Source organism: Obesumbacterium proteus (assembly GCF_001586165.1).
Taxonomy (GTDB): Bacteria; Pseudomonadota; Gammaproteobacteria; order Enterobacterales; family Enterobacteriaceae; genus Hafnia; species Hafnia protea.
In genome coordinates this window covers 1,667,713-1,685,554 of record NZ_CP014608.1, presented here as the reverse complement: position 1 = coordinate 1,685,554, position 17,842 = coordinate 1,667,713, and the positions used below count along the sequence as shown (strand labels likewise).

The 17,842-nt window shown below is 50.2% G+C and carries 17 protein-coding genes and 3 tRNA genes; 9 read left to right on the top strand and 11 right to left on the bottom strand.

Features of this window, described 5'->3' with window-relative positions; translation table 11 throughout:
• Window positions 1-399: 399 nt before the first annotated feature.
• From DSM2777_RS07750 to syd, 4 genes are all read right to left on the bottom strand, one after another.
• The gene (locus DSM2777_RS07750) at window positions 400-849 is read right to left on the bottom strand and encodes a flavodoxin (protein ID WP_046458950.1); all 450 of its coding nucleotides are present in this window, start codon (window positions 847-849) and stop codon (window positions 400-402) included.
• Window positions 850-865: 16 nt separating this feature from the next.
• Window positions 866-1,660, bottom strand: coding sequence for a tRNA pseudouridine(65) synthase TruC (truC, locus tag DSM2777_RS07745; protein ID WP_061553603.1), 795 nt, complete (start codon window positions 1,658-1,660; stop codon window positions 866-868).
• Window positions 1,660-1,992 carry a YqcC family protein gene (locus DSM2777_RS07740; protein ID WP_061553602.1) on the bottom strand — a complete coding sequence of 111 codons (333 nt, stop codon included), beginning with the start codon at window positions 1,990-1,992 and terminating at the stop codon, window positions 1,660-1,662. Before DSM2777_RS07740 ends, truC begins: the two co-directional genes overlap by 1 nt.
• Window positions 1,993-2,781: 789 nt before the next feature.
• Entirely contained in the window at window positions 2,782-3,333 is a 552-nt protein-coding gene (gene syd / locus DSM2777_RS07735) for a SecY-interacting protein (RefSeq protein ID WP_061553601.1), read from the bottom strand.
• A gap of 69 nt (window positions 3,334-3,402) precedes the next feature.
• Between syd and queF the strand changes: the two genes are divergently transcribed.
• The 3 genes from queF (at window position 3,403) to xni (ending at window position 6,753) form a co-directional block, all read left to right on the top strand.
• The gene (gene queF / locus DSM2777_RS07730) at window positions 3,403-4,251 is read left to right on the top strand and encodes an NADPH-dependent 7-cyano-7-deazaguanine reductase QueF (protein WP_156088279.1); all 849 of its coding nucleotides are present in this window, start codon (window positions 3,403-3,405) and stop codon (window positions 4,249-4,251) included.
• Between the two features lie 316 nt (window positions 4,252-4,567).
• The gene (gene ppnN, locus DSM2777_RS07725) at window positions 4,568-5,932 is read left to right on the top strand and encodes a nucleotide 5'-monophosphate nucleosidase PpnN (RefSeq protein ID WP_046458945.1); all 1,365 of its coding nucleotides are present in this window, start codon (window positions 4,568-4,570) and stop codon (window positions 5,930-5,932) included.
• A 68-nt stretch (window positions 5,933-6,000) separates the two neighbouring features.
• The gene (xni, locus tag DSM2777_RS07720; RefSeq protein ID WP_061553599.1) at window positions 6,001-6,753 is read left to right on the top strand and encodes a flap endonuclease Xni; all 753 of its coding nucleotides are present in this window, start codon (window positions 6,001-6,003) and stop codon (window positions 6,751-6,753) included.
• Between the two features lie 73 nt (window positions 6,754-6,826).
• Here xni and rlmM read toward each other — a convergent pair whose 3' ends face one another.
• The 4 genes from rlmM to DSM2777_RS07700 all read right to left on the bottom strand — a co-directional run bounded on the left by rlmM (window position 6,827) and on the right by DSM2777_RS07700 (window position 9,940).
• Window positions 6,827-7,972 (bottom strand): 23S rRNA (cytidine(2498)-2'-O)-methyltransferase RlmM, encoded by a 1,146-nt coding sequence (rlmM, locus tag DSM2777_RS07715; RefSeq protein WP_043495279.1) that lies wholly within the window; start codon window positions 7,970-7,972, stop codon window positions 6,827-6,829.
• Window positions 7,965-8,360, bottom strand: a complete 396-nt coding sequence (locus DSM2777_RS07710) for a DUF423 domain-containing protein (protein WP_172625155.1) — start codon at window positions 8,358-8,360, stop codon at window positions 7,965-7,967. Before DSM2777_RS07710 ends, rlmM begins: the two co-directional genes overlap by 8 nt.
• Window positions 8,361-8,416: 56 nt before the next feature.
• Window positions 8,417-9,334 (bottom strand): transcriptional regulator GcvA, encoded by a 918-nt coding sequence (locus DSM2777_RS07705; RefSeq protein WP_040045320.1) that lies wholly within the window; start codon window positions 9,332-9,334, stop codon window positions 8,417-8,419.
• Between the two features lie 384 nt (window positions 9,335-9,718).
• Window positions 9,719-9,940: a YgdI/YgdR family lipoprotein gene (locus DSM2777_RS07700; RefSeq protein WP_004094379.1), complete on the bottom strand. Its 222-nt coding sequence runs from the start codon at window positions 9,938-9,940 to the stop codon at window positions 9,719-9,721.
• A 191-nt stretch (window positions 9,941-10,131) separates the two neighbouring features.
• On the opposite strand from DSM2777_RS07700, the gene csdA reads away from it, so the two are divergent.
• Both csdA and csdE read left to right on the top strand, forming a co-directional pair.
• Window positions 10,132-11,364 (top strand): cysteine desulfurase CsdA, encoded by a 1,233-nt coding sequence (csdA, locus tag DSM2777_RS07695; protein WP_061555352.1) that lies wholly within the window; start codon window positions 10,132-10,134, stop codon window positions 11,362-11,364.
• Window positions 11,361-11,795, top strand: a complete 435-nt coding sequence (csdE, locus tag DSM2777_RS07690) for a cysteine desulfurase sulfur acceptor subunit CsdE (protein ID WP_061553598.1) — start codon at window positions 11,361-11,363, stop codon at window positions 11,793-11,795. Before csdA ends, csdE begins: the two co-directional genes overlap by 4 nt.
• A gap of 13 nt (window positions 11,796-11,808) precedes the next feature.
• Here csdE and tcdA read toward each other — a convergent pair whose 3' ends face one another.
• Together tcdA and mltA are read right to left on the bottom strand one after the other, a co-directional pair.
• The gene (gene tcdA, locus DSM2777_RS07685) at window positions 11,809-12,627 is read right to left on the bottom strand and encodes a tRNA cyclic N6-threonylcarbamoyladenosine(37) synthase TcdA (protein WP_046359639.1); all 819 of its coding nucleotides are present in this window, start codon (window positions 12,625-12,627) and stop codon (window positions 11,809-11,811) included.
• 95 nt (window positions 12,628-12,722) lie between these two features.
• Complete coding sequence (gene mltA / locus DSM2777_RS07680; RefSeq protein ID WP_025800244.1) at window positions 12,723-13,838, bottom strand: murein transglycosylase A; 1,116 nt, start codon at window positions 13,836-13,838, stop codon at window positions 12,723-12,725.
• Window positions 13,839-14,053: 215 nt separating this feature from the next.
• Between mltA and DSM2777_RS07675 the strand changes: the two genes are divergently transcribed.
• The 3 genes from DSM2777_RS07675 (at window position 14,054) to DSM2777_RS07665 (ending at window position 14,426) form a co-directional block, all read left to right on the top strand.
• A tRNA-Met gene (locus DSM2777_RS07675) sits at window positions 14,054-14,130 on the top strand.
• Between the two features lie 56 nt (window positions 14,131-14,186).
• Window positions 14,187-14,263 (top strand) — tRNA-Met (locus DSM2777_RS07670).
• A gap of 86 nt (window positions 14,264-14,349) precedes the next feature.
• Window positions 14,350-14,426: transfer RNA gene (locus DSM2777_RS07665), tRNA-Met, on the top strand.
• Between the two features lie 600 nt (window positions 14,427-15,026).
• Here DSM2777_RS07665 and amiC read toward each other — a convergent pair.
• A complete protein-coding gene (amiC, locus tag DSM2777_RS07660; RefSeq protein WP_025800245.1) occupies window positions 15,027-16,277 on the bottom strand; it encodes an N-acetylmuramoyl-L-alanine amidase AmiC in 1,251 nt (416 codons plus the stop codon).
• A 233-nt stretch (window positions 16,278-16,510) separates the two neighbouring features.
• Between amiC and argA the strand changes: the two genes are divergently transcribed.
• Complete coding sequence (argA, locus tag DSM2777_RS07655; RefSeq protein WP_046458943.1) at window positions 16,511-17,839, top strand: amino-acid N-acetyltransferase; 1,329 nt, start codon at window positions 16,511-16,513, stop codon at window positions 17,837-17,839.
• Window positions 17,840-17,842 lie beyond the last annotated feature (3 nt).

The following is a 17,842-nucleotide window of genomic DNA, read 5'->3' as shown; positions in this document are numbered from 1 at the left end:
CATCCTGGCTCCTCCGTTCTTTCGCCGACATCCCTGCCGGCGAATCCTAGCCTTCATTCCTCTATTCGGCTGAAAAACAACGTGCCAGAAAAGGTCAAAATCAAATTCAAAAGATTTTATTTATTTATGTTTTGGGAGAAAGAGCAACGCTAGCAGGATGTTAGCGTTAGGGGAGGAGGCGCCAAGGATGGCGCATGCCGACCCGGCGCGGAGATGGCATCTCGGATAAAAGCGCGAGGATTGAAGGGGCGCGCGCTGGCGCCCCTCATCGGACGCCTTCGACTTGGCTACATGTGAAAGCAGCTATTGATAGGCGGTCGAAACCTTACACCATATCGCACAGAAAACTGGTGACCGAAACCTTACACAAAGGCCTCATAAACAACCGACACACGCAGCCTACTTAATCAACTGCCCCCACTTCTCCACCCACGGCCCCGTGACCACTTCGGGTTCGGCATCAACCTGTGCGTCCACTTCCAGCAGCTCGCCAATGCGCGTCGCTTTCTGCTCCTGTAGCAGTTCATCGAATTGATGACCTGCACCACAAAAATGGGTATAGCTGCTATCGCCTAATGCAATCACGCCATAGCGCAGTTCAGGCTGATAACCGACGTCGTCTTTCACCGCACGAAACAGCGGAGCGATAGAGTCTGGCAAATCGCCCTGTCCGGTGGTGGATGTTACGATCAATGCATAATGATTACGGTAGAACTGCCACTCTTCGAGCGTACCTTCCTCAAACAGTTTGACTTCATGTCCTTGCGCTTTGAGGATGTTTTCAGCCTCTTCCGCCGCCATCAATGCGTTGCCGTATACCGTTCCAACGAAAATACCAACCTGAGCCATGATGTTTTCCCTTTTCTTAAGAATTTACGCTGACGTCATTTTGGTTATCGTGAACGCAACTCTCTGGAAACTCAACCCTTTCAAGATAAGGGAGATAACTTTGCCAGCCAAAGTGCGACATCATGCGTTGCCAGCGATCGTCAAGCCCAGCCTGCAAACAGAGCGGCTCTCCGGTCACCGGATGACCGAGACACAACTCGCTCGCATGCAGCATCAAACCAGAGCAAGAGAAATGCTGCGCCATGGCGCGATTTTGGCGCAGGTCGCCGTGTTTGGTATCGCCAATAATCGGATGGCGTAAATGTGACATATGACGGCGTAGCTGATGCTTACGACCGGTTTCTGGCTTTAACTCTACCAGACTGTAACGTGCGGTTTGGTACTTACCAACGGCAACCGGCATTTCAACCGTTGCTAACGAACGGTAATGACTCACCGCCGTCTGTGGCGCTTTATCAGGATCGGCAAACTTATCAGCAATCTTGTCCAGCTCTGGCGTTAACGCATAATCAATTACCGCTTCCCCTTCAAGGTAGCCGCGTACCACCGCATGATAGGTCTTATTCATCTCACGCTGCTCAAACTGTTCCGACAGCATGCGGGCAACGTCGCTGGAAAGCGCCATCAGTAGCACGCCAGACGTTGGGCGATCGAGGCGATGTACCGGAAACACATGCTGACCAATCTGATCGCGCAGCGTTTGCATGACAAACACGGTTTCATGACGGTCAAGCCAGCTACGGTGAACCAGCCAGCCCGCCGGCTTATTCACCGCAACCAGATGTTCATCCTGATAGATAATATTCAGCATTAATTGGCGTCTTCTTGATTCAGCATATTGTCCAGCTCTTGGAGCAGGACGATCAGCGGCTGAACTTCCAGCAAGCGCTCTTTGAACGCCACTTCGAAATAAGGGGCAATAGCGAAACGGCGCGGTAATGGCGCACTGTTATCAATCAGCGCAAACATGCGCGGTAACAGGATCCATTGCAGCCACTGCTCAGGGCTCATAGTGTCCACGCAAAAAGGCTCTTGGCTCTCAAAAGCCTGAGCATCAGGCGCACATTCTTGAGACAAATCAAGGCTGTCTAACTGTTGCTCTATTTTCAGCAAATGCTGTCTGACTTCAGCGTATTCACTCATGCTTTTCTCACTTATGTCTACAGGCGGGATATAAAATGGGGGCAAAGGATAGCATCGAAGCGCGCACGTCCCAATAGCCTAACGTGGTTAAGCGCTTTATGGGCAGTAAGACACATATCGCTTTAGCTTCGCGGTGTATTCAGTAAGAAGGTGCTAAATCATTGATAGGGGATAAAAAGCGTTGTCTATGAGCAAAAAAAAAGGGCGTACTGTTTTTACACAGTACGCCCGGTTCGTTTTATAGCAATCCAGCTACTCATTGTGCTCCCTGCTCATCCGTGAAAACTTTTCCTTATGGCTATCCATTTCCCGACAATCCGTCGTATCGTCCAACTTTCATCCTGACGTTTCATCCTGCATCATCCTGATGCTGTTCCTCAGTCTTCCTGACCCGCCTGTTATCCTAACTGGCTCTCAATCTCCGTCCTGGAGGTGTCCCTGACTTCATCCTGAAGTATCCTTGGCCAACATCCTGTGGCACATCCTTTATCACTCTTCCTGAGTGTGTCCTTCGCTTCATCCTGAAGCAACATCATCCTGATGTGTCCTGCTCCAACCGTCTTCCCTTCCGGTGAAGCTAATATCGCCTATTCTTAGGCTTAAAACAATGAACCTAATTGGCTCACAGTTGGCTTACACGCTGAAGGAGTACAAAATAAAATTTTTATTCTTTGAATTTTATACAAAAAATAAAATCAGCTTACACAATATCTGCATCAATAAGCGATATATCCTACACACCTTGTGAGAGATCTCTTACACGGCGACGGGCAGCCGTGTAAGCCAAATTTACTTAATAACGACAGGTTGTAGGCGAGACAGGAATTCTGACAGCGATTCGGCCAACACTTCACGCTGTTTACTGCCGAACTGTTCAAGCAGAACATTGCCGGTAAGATTACACAGCGAGATCAGCTGTAGCTCGGAATCCGTGGTGGCGAGAAAGAGCGTTGGAGAGAGCTTTAACCGCCTTTGAGTGACTAAATGACCGATCTGATTTTCTTGTAGGCGCTGTAGATCATCCTCGCTCCAAACCTGCACCAGATCTAGTGCTAAATCCCCCAATACCGCGCTCATATCACCCGCATACTGCGAGGTGAAAAAGGGTTCGACATCCTCATGCAGCTGAATATCTAAAGCGCGGGAAATACCGCTTAGGCCATCAGAAACGGTCGCTGGCTGCGGTTTCCAATATACTTTCTCGTTGTCGGTATGCACTACGCAGGGTGATGCGACACCATATAATGCTTCGCTATAGGGGAAATCACCGCTTTCACGCTGCCAGTTATCAATAAAACGCTGGGTAAACTCCGCTAGCGCGGCAGAAACATCATGCACCATGTTTTCTCTCACTAAGGTAAACTGTAGGGTATTCACTGATTGTACCGTTCTTATTCGAATATAGGCCACATAATGTCATACCAAGATCATCAGGCCCTTGCTGGCTTAACGCTCGGCAAAGCCACTGAATACCGCGACAGCTACGACGCATCACTGCTTCAGCCCGTTCCTCGCAGTATGAATCGTGAACTACTGGGACTTTATCCTGATTCACTGCCTTTCACCGGCGGCGATATTTGGACGCTTTATGAGCTCTCATGGCTTAACGCCAAAGGCCTGCCGCAGGTTGCCATAGCCGATGTGGAATTGGATGCCTTTAGCCAGAATTTGATTGAGTCAAAAAGCTTTAAACTCTATCTCAACAGCTTCAACCAAACGCGCTTCGCTAACTGGGATGACGTGCAAACCACGCTCCAGCGCGACTTATCGCACTGTGCGCAGGGCGATGTATGCGTACAGCTGATGAAGCTTGATGACGTTGAAGGCCAGCCGATCGCCGCCTTCAGTGGTGAATGCATCGATAATCTCGATATTGAAATCGATAACTACGAGTTTGACGCTGAACTTCTCAAGAACGCCGCCGATCAACAGAACGTGGTCGAAGAAACGTTGGTGAGCCATTTGCTGAAATCCAACTGTTTAATCACTCATCAGCCTGATTGGGGTTCTGTGATGATTCAATACCGCGGTCCGGCCATCGATCGTGAAGCGCTGCTGCGTTATCTGGTTTCTTTCCGTCATCACAATGAGTTCCACGAACAGTGCGTAGAACGCATCTTCTGTGATATCCAACGCTTTTGTCAGCCGGAAACGCTCAGCGTTTATGCTCGCTATACGCGCCGCGGTGGCTTGGATATTAATCCTTGGCGCACAAATACACCGTTCGTTGCACCAAAAGGCCGACTGGTTCGCCAATAAGCCTCGCAAAAATGGCAAATCATTACGTGCGCTTACGTAAGAGTGTTGGCAAAAGTGAAAAGACAACGGTAAGGTGTTTACAGGACGTAAAATGCACGAGTTCACAATAAGCTATTGATGAATCAAGCAACCTATCAGGCCTTGAGCATAAATAGGCCGTCAGCTCGGAATGCTAAATTTGTCAGGTAAAGGCGTGCATTAATACAGTAGCAAAACGTATCAGGAACAACGGAATTGAGCCCGCCTAACAATAGACAGGACACGTTATTCCTGATGCCATCGCGGTAACCGCATCGGTAGATGTATAGGAGTGACTTTGATTACACATATCAGCCCGCTTGGGTCTATGGATTTGTTGTCGCAGCTTGAAGTCGACATGCTAAAGCGCACGGCAAGCAGCGATTTGTACCGCCTATTCCGCAACTGCTCCCTCGCCGTACTTAACTCCGGCGCACAAACCGATAACAGCAACGAGCTACTATCGCGCTTCGAAAGTTTTGACATCAACGTACTGCGCCGCGAGCGCGGCGTGAAATTGGAACTGGTTAATCCGCCTGAAGACGCTTTTGTCGATGGGCAGATCATTCGCGCTCTACAGGCCAACCTATTTGCGGTGCTGCGCGATATTCTGTTTGTTAACGGACAGATGACCAACACCGGCCGCTACCCGCATCTGGATGCCAAAAATCCGGTGCATATCACCAACATGGTATTTTCGATTCTGCGTAACGCCCGCGCCCTACACGTTGGCGAAGAGCCGAATATGATTGTGTGCTGGGGTGGCCATTCCATTAACGAGATCGAATACCTGTACGCGCGTAAAGTGGGTAACCAGCTAGGACTGCGTGAGCTGAATATCTGCACCGGTTGCGGCCCAGGCGCAATGGAAGCACCGATGAAAGGTGCCGCCGTTGGACATGCCCAACAACGCTACAGAGAAAGCCGCTTTATCGGCATGACCGAGCCTTCCATCATCGCCGCCGAGCCGCCTAACCCGCTGGTGAACGAGTTGGTGATCATGCCGGATATTGAAAAACGTCTGGAGGCGTTCGTTCGCTTTGGTCATGGCATCATCATCTTCCCTGGCGGCGTGGGAACGGCAGAAGAGCTGCTCTACCTGCTGGGCATTCTGATGAATCCAGAAAACAAAGATCAGGTTTTACCGCTGATTCTAACGGGACCAAAAGAGAGCGAAGACTATTTCCGCGTGCTGGATGAATTCATCATGAGTACGCTGGGCGAAACTGCGCGTAAGCATTACACCATCATCATCGACGATCCGGCTGAGGTCGCTCGCCAGATGAAGCGCGCCATGCCGAAAGTGAAAGAAAACCGCCGCCAAACCGGCGACTTCTACAGCTTTAACTGGTCGATCAAGATTGCCCCAGATTTACAGCTGCCGTTTGAGCCGACACACGCCAATATGGCGGCGCTCAATCTGCATCCGGATCAACCACCTGAGCAATTAGCGGCAGCGCTACGCCGTGCATTCTCAGGCATTGTGGCGGGTAACGTGAAAGAAGTGGGTATTGCCGAGATTGAAAAACATGGTCGGTTTAAGATCCACGGCGATGCAAAAATGATGCAGCACATGGATCATCTGCTGCAAGGCTTTGTCGCGCAGCATCGTATGAAACTGCCGGGAACCGCCTACGAACCTTGCTATGAAATCATTAAGTAATTAACCATTACTTTATGCAGGGCGGTCGAGTTACCGCCCTTTTTCTTTTCCGAATAATTACAACTACCATGCAAATACACCTTCTGATCGTTGACGCTCTAAACCTCATCCGCCGCATTCATGCCGTTCAGGGTTCGCCCTGCGTTATTGCTTGTCAGCATGCGCTACAGCAGCTGTTGGCGCACAGCCAGCCAACCCACGCCGTGGCCGTTTTTGATGAGGACGATCGCGATAACAGTTGGCGTCATCAGGCCTTACCGGACTATAAAGCCGGTCGTAGCGCCATGCCTGAAAACTTAGCCGCGGAAATGCCCGCCATCCGTGAAGCGTTCAACAAATTAGGCGTACAAAGCTGGCACTCGGCAGGTAATGAAGCGGACGATCTCGCCGCGACGCTGGCATATAAAATTGCGCAAACGGGAAACCGCGTGACGATTGTATCCACGGATAAAGGCTACTGTCAGCTGTTAGCCCCTACGATTCAAATCCGTGATTACTTCCAAAAACGCTGGCTAGATTTGCCTTTCGTGAAAAAAGAGTTCGGCGTGGAGCCACAGCAGCTCACGGATTATTGGGGCCTAGCGGGGATCAGCAGCAGCAAGATATCCGGCATCCCCGGCATTGGGCCAAAAGCGGCGGCTACGTTGCTTAACGAGTTTGGCTCGCTGGCCAATATCTTTGAACAAATAGAAACTGTGCCTGATAAATGGCGCAAGAAGTTGGAAGAACACAGGGAACAGGCGGAGCTCTGTAAGAGAGTCGCCACGCTACAAACCAATCTGACGATCAGCGGTAACCTGCAGCAGCTGCGTTTACCGTAGAATTGACCACTAGTTAAAACTTCCCTCTCCTAACCTTCCCTTTCACAAGGGAGGCTAGGAGAGGAACAATCACTTAGCTATTATTACTGTTCTTCAACTGCATACGGCGGTTAAGCTCACGCTCATCGCGACGGCCAGGGATCGCGCCCCACATACGACGCACGTGTACCGTGATTTCTTCACGGTCGTGATAAAGCTGTTTAGCTGCGATTTGAGCATTAATACCGTTGTCTTTCAGCGTTTGCGCCAAAATAGATAGGTTTTGGCTCACTTCTTCATAACGCTTTTTCATCGGCAGCTTCAGGTTGAAGATCGCCTCACGACACCAACCGTTCACGAGCCAACGCGCGACCAAGCTCGAAACCTTCGCTGGCTTCTCAACCATGTCACATACCAACCAATCAACACCGTTGGTGTGTGGTGGCTCAAATTTGAAACCATCAGCTTTATGGTGTGTAACCTGTCCGGTATCCATCAGGCTGGGTGCCATTGGACCGTTATCGACTGAATGCACCCACATGCTGCGTTTCACTAATTGGTAAGTCCAGCCACCGGGGCATGCCCCCAAATCGACCGCTTTCATACCGCCAGCAAGACGCTCATCCCACTCATCGTGCGGGATAAACACGTGCAGCGCTTCTTCTAGCTTCAGCGTTGAACGGCTTGGCGCATCCGATGGGAATTTCAGACGCGGGATCCCCATATAGAACGGTGAGTTGTTATTGCTGTAGGAATAACCCACATAGCAACAGCCCGGCGCAATAAAGAACACATGCACCACAGGGCGGTGCGCATTTTCATTCTTCAGCAGGATCTTTTGCTCACGTAGCGCAGCGCGCAGCGGCACCGTGAACTTGCGGCAGAACTTCATCAGCTCTTTGCTTTCATTGGTGTCCGGTACTTCAACACGCAGCTCACCGGCGCCTTCAATCACGTTCATCAACATGCCGACGATCGGCGAAACGCGATCGTCAGTCGGTAAATCTTTGAGTAACTCCCCCACCACAATCATCTGACGAGCAAAAATCAGCTCGCGGAATGGCAGATTTTTGGCGAGTTTATCGGCATCTTCATGCTGATAGCATTCAAAGGTCACATAGCCGCTGTTTTCTTTGACTCTTGGAAAGCCAAAGACTTCAAGAGCCGCGGCTTTCTCGGTAATTTCTGCTGCGCATTCTTTTTCGAATCCTGGGCGGCAATATAAAGCTAATTTATTCATGGCGTTCCGCCCTTTTCCTCATGCGTAAGGCACCTACTAACATCAAAGCCCAACCTACTAAAAAGCAAACGCCGCCGATAGGCGTGATGTACACCCACAGTTTAAGATGCGACAGCGCCAGACAATAAAGACTTCCACAAAACAACACGGTTCCCAGAGCCAGTAACGCACTGCTCCAATAGAACCACAGATTTTTACGACGCTGCATTAAGGCTGCCAGCCCTAAAATTGCCAGCGTATGGATCCCCTGATACTGCAAACCAGTATGCAGCCAATCCATTTCAGCAGCACCCAAGGTTCGGCTCAAGACATGTGCGCCAAACGCCCCCAGTGCAACAAAAACGAAACCGCTTATAGCGGCAAAAATCATCATTGAACGACTACTCATTCCGATTACCCTGTATTAAGCCGTGTGTATGAAGACTTACCATCGACAAACGATGATTAAGACTCATAACGAAAACGGAATTTTTCCTGCTCGCTCGCCGCACGTGCAAGGATCCACTGACGAAATGCCGCGATTTTCCCCAGCTCCGCCTGGCTATCCTGACAGACCAGATAAAATGAATTCTTACTGATGAGCACATCGTTAAACGGACAAACCAGACGACCGGCCTCGATCTCGGTTTGTGCCATCACGTTATTCACTAACGCAATACCCTGACCATGCACCGCCGCCTGAACGACCATGGCGCTGTGGCTGAAAATAGGCCCTTGCTGAACGTTAATGTGCTGTAGCCCTAATTGGCGGGTATAAGCTAACCAGTCTCGACGCGACGTATCGTGCAGCAGCGTATGATAAGCCATATCGGCCGGATCTTTTAGTGGATGTTCGCCCAATAATAATTGCGGTGAACAAACAGGGAGCAAATACTCAGCATATAGACGCTCTACGCGCAGTCCTGGCCAGTGTCCACGCCCATAAAAAATGGCAACGTCAACGTCATCGGCCAGCTTGCCTTCCTCACGATCGACGGCCTGAATACGCACATCGATGCCCGGATAAGCAGAGTTAAAACCAGAAAGACGTGGAACGAGCCATTGAATGGCAAAACTTGGCGGCAGACTGACGGTTAATGCGCCTTTGGCACTACGCGCCTGTAGCTTACGCGTTGCCTCGTTAAGGGATGAGAAAATTTCTTTGATATCGAGGTAATAACTTTGCCCTTCTTCCGTCAGTAACAAAGAGCGGTTACGGCGGCGAAATAGCTTCAGCCCAAGGAAATCTTCCAATGATTTAATCTGATGACTTACCGCAGCCTGAGTAACAAACAGCTCCTCTGCAGCCTTGGTAAAGCTGAGATGTCGGGCTGCCGCATCAAACACGCGCAGTGAGTTTAGGGGTGGTAATCGTTTAGACATGGCTGGACACTTTTTATCAAACGGTTGCAGATAATTAACCGTTTATTTACCCATTAGTTTTTTTTATCCGAGCCATTATAAATTGTCCGTTGAGGATAGGCCAGCAAATACCTATAGTGGCGCCACTTCCCGAGCCGGAACGAAAAAGTGTTTGTGGATTTGGTTCCTGAATACTTTTGGCTTTGTGGTTGTGATGTTGTGTTTGCAAGTTGTCTGACGATTTCAGACATAGTAGCTAGGCTACTGTTTTTTTTCACTTCCTGTACATTTACCCTGTCTGTCCATAGTGATTAGTAGCACCGCAATTTGCGGTGCTTTTTTTATCTAAAAACGCCGACCGAAGTCAGCGCTTTTAGATTTACGACGTTGATTTTAATAATCAAATTAATTACTTTCAGTCATTTCTTTAACGTCGTTACGGTTAATCTGCTGCTGATTGCCGTTAGCATCTTTGTAGCTAATCATTCCGGTTTCGTTATCCACCTGAGGTTTACCATCGCTCACAATGGTGCGACCATCGTTGGTATGCATGACGTAGTTGCTTGAACAGCCAGCCAATACGAAGGTAAACATCACGGCGGATAAAACAGCACCTAATTTCTTCATGATTTACTCCTTGCAGTTTAAAATGCGCTACTAAACGCTCTTTTTATCTCCGGCACATTCATTTGCCAGTAGTTAAAAGCATAACAAGCTATTTCAGCTTTGCCAGAAAACTGCCGGATTATTCAGATTAATCTGTCATGCCGTTCGTTGGGCGTGACAACCAAGCGGCCCGCAATGAGGAATTATTCCGCATGACATCCTTTGATTATTCAGCCTTTCGCGGCCACTTCCCTGCACTTTCAGCAACAGATAACGAGCAACATGCCGTCTACCTCGACAGCGCAGCAACCGCACTAAAACCTCAAGCACTACTTGAAGCCACCCAAGCGTATTACGCTGGCAGCGCCGCTACCGTACACCGCAGCCAGCATCAAGCCGCTCTGCGCTTGACTCAGCGCTATGAATCGGCGCGCCAGCAGGTTGCCCAGCTTCTGCATGCACACAGCGCAGACAGCATTGTTTGGACGAAAGGCACTACCGAAGCCATCAACCTCGTAGCGCAAAGCTATCTGCGCCCCATTTTGCAGGCCGGTGATGAAATTCTGGTGAGTGAAGCCGAGCATCACGCTAACTTGATACCGTGGCTGATGGTGGCTGAACAATGTGGCGCTAACGTCGTGAAGATTCCGGTCAATCAACACGGGTTACCGGATCTGGAACAGCTACCGGCCCTCCTCACTTCGCGCACCAAACTGATGGCCTTGGGGCAAATGTCGAACGTCACCGGTGGCTGCCCCGATCTACGCTATGCGCTAGAGCTAGCGCATCAAAATGGCACGCCAGTGATGATTGATGGCGCGCAAGGCGTGGTGCATCACCCGCTTGACGTCACTGCGCTTAACGTTGATTTTTATGCTTTTTCTGCCCACAAAATGTATGGCCCAACGGGGCTTGGCGTGTTGTATGGTAAGCCTGAATATCTCGAACAGATGCATGCGTGGCAGGGCGGTGGGAAAATGCTTACCAAAGCCGGATTTGACGGTTTTATCGAACAAACCATTCCCCACCGTTTCGAAGCGGGAACGCCCAATATCGCCGGAGTTATCGGATTTTCAGCGGTACTAGAGTGGTTAGAACACGTCGATTTGGCCGCTGCCGAAGCTTACTGCGTTTCTCTGGCCGAACAAGCAGAACAACAGCTTAGCCAGATTAAAGGGTTTATCAGTTACCGCGCACCTAAATCCGCGCTGTTGGCTTTCAATATTGCGGGTATTCACCACAGCGATCTAGTCGCTTTAGTGGCTGAGCAAGGCGTGGCGTTACGCGCAGGCCAGCACTGTGCGCAGCCGTTGATACAGGCGTTAGGCATTACCGGTTCGCTCCGTGCTTCATTTGCGCCCTATAATTGCCCTGAAGACGTCACCGCGTTGGTAAAAGCGGTAAACTATGCGCTATCAATCTTGAACGACGAGGATTTTGCATGATTGCCCCCCATCCTTTTGGCCGGACATTAACGCCTGAAATTTTAGCCGCACGGTTTGAATCGCTGACGCTTTGGGAAGATCGCTATCGCCAAATCATTTTGCTGGCACGTGAACTCCCCGCACTTTCGCCAGAGCTAAAGCAGCAGAAAACCGAGCTGGCAGGCTGTGAGAATCAGGTTTGGCTAGGCGGAGAACGACTTGAGGATGGGACGATGCATTATTATGGTGACAGCGACGGACGCATCGTCAAAGGCCTCTTGGCAATCTTGCTCACGGCGTCAGAAGGCAAAACGCCGCAGCAGATTATGGCGAGCGACCCGCTGGCGCTATTTCAACAGCTCAATATTTTGGAACAGTTAAGCTCTTCACGCGCCAGCGGTTTAAACTCGCTCGCCGCTGGGATCAAAAATATCGCGCAAAGCTATCTGTAATCACTGGCTGTAATTACTGAGGCTGAGCAGCCAAACGCTCAGCCTTAGCCAGCATTTTCTTAATCGCATGCGCCACGGCCACAAAACCAAAGGTTGCCGTCACCATCGTGACCGAACCAAATCCAGAGGCGCAATCCATACGTTTAGGCCCTTCCGCAGTGCTACGAGAAGCACATACGCTGCCATCGGGCTGTGGGTAAACCAGCGGCTCGGTCGAGAACACGCAGTCGATGCCCAGCTTACCTTTACTATTTTTCACCACGTTGAAATCATTCTTCAAACGCTCACGCAGCTTGGCCGCCAGCGGATCTTGAATGGTTTTCGCCAAATCAGCGACTTCAATACGCGTGGGATCAATTTGCCCGCCCGCGCCACCGGTAGTCACAATCGGGATCTTAAAGCGACGGCAGTAGGCTAACAGCGCAGCCTTTGGCCGCACGCTATCAATAGCATCGATAACATAGCTAAAGCGGTTATCAATCAGCTTATCTACGTTATCTGGCGTAATAAAATCATCGATGCAGGTAACCTGACACTCTGGATTGATCTCGCGAATACGGGCAGCAACCACTTCTGTTTTCGCCTGCCCCACGTTGCTGCGCAGCGCATGAATCTGTCGGTTGGTGTTTGTCACGCAAACATCATCCATATCGATCAACGTAATAGCACCAATCCCCGTGCGAGCTAACGCCTCTGCCGCCCACGATCCCACGCCGCCAATACCGATAACGCAGACATGAGCCTGAGAGAATACGCCCAGCGCCTGCTGGCCATACAAGCGAGCAATACCGCTAAAACGCTGCATATAAGCGTCGGAAAAAGATGCTGTCATTGGATTTATTACCTTAGAAATTCTTGATACGGCCTCTCGCCGACCGATGAGCAGCAAACGGCTCATCGGTCGGCGAGGGAAAACAATAAAATAGGTTATCTATTATAAGCGCTGAACAACGGCCCACCGCTTTGCGGGGTTTTCAGCACCCAGACACGGCCATAGTGATTATAGAAACCCGCCGCATGACCTGCTTCTGGGCCAATGCCCTGATAGATATCGAAGTGTTGGCCTTTAATCGCTCCACCCACGTCCAGAGCCACCATCAAACGCATCTCATATTTGCCGGTAAATTTGCCCTGATTATCCAGCAATGGCACTTCGGCCAACAGCGTAGAACCGGCCGGGATCAACGAACGATCCGATGCAACGGACGCTTTTGCCACTAAAGGCACACCGCTTGCCCCTTTCACCGGCGCATACATTTCAGGTTTGAAGAATACGAAGGAAGGATTTTGCTCCAGCAGTTCGCGAACTTCCGCGGCAGAATGATTATCCGCCCACTTACGAATCGCCTGCATCGACATTTCTTCACGCGCAACTTCACCGCGATCGATCAGCACCTTACCGATACTTCGGTAAGCATGGCCGTTTTTGCCAGAGTAGCCAAAGAAGGTCAATGGACGGCCATCGCCGTAGTCCACATAGCCACTGCCCTGCACTTCCATCATGAAGTTGTCCATAATGGAGTTGCTATAGCCGATTTCCAGATTGCGATTATCCAGCGCGCCAGAGTAAATCGCCGAGCGTTCCGGCAGGCGACGGTTCTTACCTTTACTCGGCATGCGATACAGCGGGTACTGGAATTCCCCCTGACGCGTGTAACGCGCTTCAATCACCGGCGTGTAATACCCCGTGAACTGCACGTTACCAAAATTATCCATCCCTTCCATCTGATAAGCGTTCAAACCAAACTGAGATAGCTGGCGCGTATCGGCCCCGGCTCGTAACCAGTTGGTCACCGCTTGGAAAGTATCGGTGTTTCTATTATAGAGAGAAGGCGATGCACGTTGGATCGCGGTGAGCTGATCGGAGAAATCCTTTCCGTTAACCGGTTTTCCTTTGGCATTCGGTCTATTAACGAGCTCTAAGGGATCGTTAATCTTCCCGTCCTTATACTGCTGACCTTTATCTGTTGGACGCGACGAACATCCCGCCAGCAATGCCACCAACAGTCCACCTACTACATATTGTCCCCAACGACCTTTCATTTCACGCTCTCTAGAAACCAAATAACCACCGCGGCACGATAACAAACCCACAGCCTGAAAGGAATTCTCCTCACTAAAAAAACGATAAGAGGCAGATATCGATTAAAAAGAACACTTGATGATTAAAAAACATGCATCAAATTGATAAATGAGTGATGGTTGTCAAAAAATTCTTGCATCAAATTCTATCGAGTGTATAGTTCGCCCTCATCGGACGCGGGGTGGAGCAGCCCGGTAGCTCGTCGGGCTCATAACCCGAAGGTCGTCAGTTCAAATCTGGCCCCCGCAACCAATCCGATGAATAGAAGTAAATAGCAGTACATAAAAATATAAAAAGTAGTAACCGGACGCGGGGTGGAGCAGCCTGGTAGCTCGTCGGGCTCATAACCCGAAGGTCGTCAGTTCAAATCTGGCCCCCGCAACCAACTTCAACTTCATAGAAAGTTGATTTAAGAAAGAAAAAAAAGAACGAAAGAAGAAAGAAAAAACGAAGAAAAAGCAGTATGTCGGACGCGGGGTGGAGCAGCCCGGTAGCTCGTCGGGCTCATAACCCGAAGGTCGTCAGTTCAAATCTGGCCCCCGCAACCAATTTTCATACTGAAATAAATAAGCACCTTAACGGGTGTTTTTTTATGTCTAAAATTTGCCTCCCCTCTTTATCCATTGAAATCAATTCCAAACACTTTCTATGCACCATTTAGTGAAAGGTTTCGTCCGCCAATCAACAAATACACTTCTATGAAACCACTGACGCAGGCGTCCGATGAGAGTCCCGTTGCGCGGGGACTCTCAACTCGCGCGCTTTTTACTGAGTTGTTTGGCCGACCGGTCTCGGAGCGTACATCCTGTACGCCCTCAACCTGCCACCAGCATCCCTGCTGGCGGCTCTAAATTGCATTATTTATGTTTGAATTGTTTAAATCTTGGTAGGGAGAGCCGTCGGTACAGGGATGTACCGACGGAGTTTGGGACGCCCTGGATGGGCGATACCAAACCGGAGCGGAGATGGCATCTCGGATAAAAGCGCGAGAGTGCAGAGACCACGCGCTGGTGGTCTCTGCCCGTACGCCTTCATTTATGATGGCACAGGGTAATTCGGTATTGATAGGCGGGCGGAACCTTACACCACGGCGCGATAAACGAAAGGCAGACGGAATACTACACAGCAAGTACATGAACGCCCATTCCTTACCGCCTCGCCAACTCCCCGCCATTCGCAAAGTAAGCTTTAATTCCGGCCAGAATAGATTGAGCAACCTGCTGCTGGAAAGCGCTGGTACGCAGTTTACGTTCTTCTTCAACGTTACTGATAAATGCGGTTTCAACCAGAATAGATGGGATATCAGGCGCTTTCAGCACCGCAAATCCGGCCTGCTCCACGCTGTTTTTATGTAATTTGTTCACGCGGCCCATGTTTTTCAGCACTTCTTTGCCGAACTTCAGGCTATCGTTTACCGTCGCGGTCTGCATGAGATCAAAAATGGTGTGGTCGAGATATTGATCGCCGCTGCGGCTAACCCCGCCGATTTCATCGGATTCGTTCTGAGTTTGGGCTAAAAACCGTGCTGCTGCGCTGGTTGCGCCTTTGGTCGATAGTGCAAATACCGAAGAGCCTCGCACCGAGCGGCTGGTAAAGGCATCGGCATGAATCGAAATGAACAGGTCAGCACGCTGTTTACGCGCCTTTGCCACCCTGACTTTCAGTGGGATGAAGACATCTTCATTGCGCGTCATATACACACGCATATTGGGCTGTTTTTTAATCAATGCGCTTAGGCGGCGGGCTATTTGCAGCACAATGTCTTTTTCACGCGTCTTATTTTTACCAATTGCGCCGGGATCTTCACCGCCGTGCCCGGGATCGAGCATGATCACAATCGGTCTATCACGCCCGGCTTTGCCTTTTTGTGGCCCTTCCGGCGGCAGACTCTTACCTAAATCACCTTTATTGTAATCTTCCAGCAAAGCCAGCAGCGGATCGTTTTCCGCCGCGCTAGTGCCTTGTGCCGGATACAGATCGACGACCAAGCGGTTTTTAAATTCGGCAAACGGCGCCAAGGTAAACAGCTTCGGGCTGATTTCCTGTTTAAGTTCTAACACCAACCGCACGGTATTTTTATCAAATTGCCCAACGCGCGCGGTTTTTAAATACGGATCGCCCGACTGAACCTGACTGCTGATCCCTTTAAGCACGCTGTTGAGATGAACGCCCTCAATATCAACGACGATGCGATTCGGGTTGGTTAGCGCAAACTGCTTATATTTCAGGGGCACCTTCGATTCCAGCGTCACGCGAGTATAGGTCGACGCCGGCCATACCCTTACGGCAATCACCTGTGAAGACGCAGCAAAACCCACTCGGCTTACACTTAAAAACCAAGTAGCAGCGGCACCCTGCAACAAACGACGACGGGTCAGATTATGGTTCGAATTTGTCATGCAATCCCAAAATAAAAAGCCAAACACAGCGGAGAATAGCGCTCCAGCACAAATTTTAGGGCAAAACTTTATCGAATCGCGGCGGGGCTGTCATTAGAAAATGCTTAAAGGAGTTTTGCAGATATCCCTATCCACAGCAGATATGACTTGAATTTACATAAAATTCACACTTGCCTTTATTCGCAATAAAGAATAAAAATACAGTTTTAGCGAATAAAAATTCAGAGGGTTTCATGAAGGAGCGCAGCACCGAACTGGTTCAGGGTTTTCGTCACTCGGTACCCTACATCAATACTCACCGTGGCAAGACATTCGTCGTGATGCTTGGCGGAGAGGCCATTGAGCATGAAAACTTTGCCAATATCGTCAATGATATTGGGTTACTGCACAGCCTCGGCATCCGACTGGTTGTCGTTTATGGTGCGCGCCCACAGATCGACAGCAATCTGAATGAACACCACTATGAACCTGTCTACCACAAGCATACGCGCGTCACGGATTCCCGAACGCTAGAATTGGTGAAACAGGCGGCAGGTCAGTTGCAACTAGATATTACAGCGCGCCTATCCATGAGTTTGAATAACACGCCTCTACAGGGTGCCCACATCAACGTGGTGAGCGGGAACTTTATTATCGCGCAGCCGCTCGGCGTCGATGACGGGGTGGATTATTGCCACAGCGGGCGCATTCGTCGTATCGATGAAGACGCGATTCACCGTCAGCTCGATAGCGGTGCCATTGTGTTGATGGGCCCCGTCGCCGTTTCCGTTACCGGTGAAAGCTTTAACCTCACGTCCGAAGAGGTCGCCACTCAGTTAGCGATTAAGCTCAAAGCCGAAAAGCTGATTGGTTTTTGCTCTTCACAAGGCGTCACAAACGATGATGGCTCGATCGTTTCCGAGCTGTTACCCAATGAAGCGCAGACCCGCATTGAAACGCTGGAAGCCTCAGGAGATTACAATTCTGGCACCGTGCGCTTTTTACGTGGAGCCGTAAAAGCCTGCCGGAGCGGCGTGGGACGTAGTCATCTGATTAGCTATCAGGACGATGGCGCTTTGGTGCAAGAGTTGTTCTCCCGCGACGGCATCGGCACCCAGATCGTAATGGAAAGCGCAGAACAAATACGTCGCGCCAACATTAATGATATCGGCGGCATTTTGGAGCTTATCCGCCCGCTAGAGCAGCAAGGTATTTTGGTTCGCCGTTCGCGTGAACAGCTTGAACGGGAAATCGATCAATTCACCATTATTGAGCGAGATAATCTGACCATTGCCTGTGCGGCGCTCTATCCGTTCCCTGAGGAACGGATTGGCGAAATGGCCTGCGTGGCGGTACATCCAGACTATCGCAGCTCTTCTCGCGGCGAAGCCCTGCTCAAACGCGTGGCGGCACAAGCCAGACAAATGGGATTGGAAAAACTGTTTGTGCTCACCACTCGCAGCATCCATTGGTTCCAAGAGCGCGGTTTTACTCCCGCTGAAGTTGACGTGCTCCCGATGCAAAAACAGGAGCTGTACAACTATCAGCGCCGCTCCAAGATTTTGCTCGCCGACTTATCTTGAGGC

What these genes read in the sequence shown, in the direction of transcription:
- DSM2777_RS07750 (WP_046458950.1), bottom strand. Translation starts at nt 849, where the DNA reads ATGGCTCAGGTTGGTATTTTCGTTGGAACGGTATACGGCAACGCATTG.
- truC (WP_061553603.1), bottom strand. Translation starts at nt 1,660, where the DNA reads ATGCTGAATATTATCTATCAGGATGAACATCTGGTTGCGGTGAATAAG.
- DSM2777_RS07740 (WP_061553602.1), bottom strand. Translation starts at nt 1,992, where the DNA reads ATGAGTGAATACGCTGAAGTCAGACAGCATTTGCTGAAAATAGAGCAA.
- syd (WP_061553601.1), bottom strand. Translation starts at nt 3,333, where the DNA reads ATGGTGCATGATGTTTCTGCCGCGCTAGCGGAGTTTACCCAGCGTTTT.
- xni (WP_061553599.1), top strand. Translation starts at nt 6,001, where the DNA reads ATGCAAATACACCTTCTGATCGTTGACGCTCTAAACCTCATCCGCCGC.
- rlmM (WP_043495279.1), bottom strand. Translation starts at nt 7,972, where the DNA reads ATGAATAAATTAGCTTTATATTGCCGCCCAGGATTCGAAAAAGAATGC.
- DSM2777_RS07710 (WP_172625155.1), bottom strand. Translation starts at nt 8,360, where the DNA reads ATGAGTAGTCGTTCAATGATGATTTTTGCCGCTATAAGCGGTTTCGTT.
- DSM2777_RS07705 (WP_040045320.1), bottom strand. Translation starts at nt 9,334, where the DNA reads ATGTCTAAACGATTACCACCCCTAAACTCACTGCGCGTGTTTGATGCG.
- DSM2777_RS07700 (WP_004094379.1), bottom strand. Translation starts at nt 9,940, where the DNA reads ATGAAGAAATTAGGTGCTGTTTTATCCGCCGTGATGTTTACCTTCGTA.
- csdA (WP_061555352.1), top strand. Translation starts at nt 10,132, where the DNA reads ATGACATCCTTTGATTATTCAGCCTTTCGCGGCCACTTCCCTGCACTT.
- csdE (WP_061553598.1), top strand. Translation starts at nt 11,361, where the DNA reads ATGATTGCCCCCCATCCTTTTGGCCGGACATTAACGCCTGAAATTTTA.
- tcdA (WP_046359639.1), bottom strand. Translation starts at nt 12,627, where the DNA reads ATGACAGCATCTTTTTCCGACGCTTATATGCAGCGTTTTAGCGGTATT.
- mltA (WP_025800244.1), bottom strand. Translation starts at nt 13,838, where the DNA reads ATGAAAGGTCGTTGGGGACAATATGTAGTAGGTGGACTGTTGGTGGCA.
- amiC (WP_025800245.1), bottom strand. Translation starts at nt 16,277, where the DNA reads ATGACAAATTCGAACCATAATCTGACCCGTCGTCGTTTGTTGCAGGGT.
- argA (WP_046458943.1), top strand. Translation starts at nt 16,511, where the DNA reads ATGAAGGAGCGCAGCACCGAACTGGTTCAGGGTTTTCGTCACTCGGTA.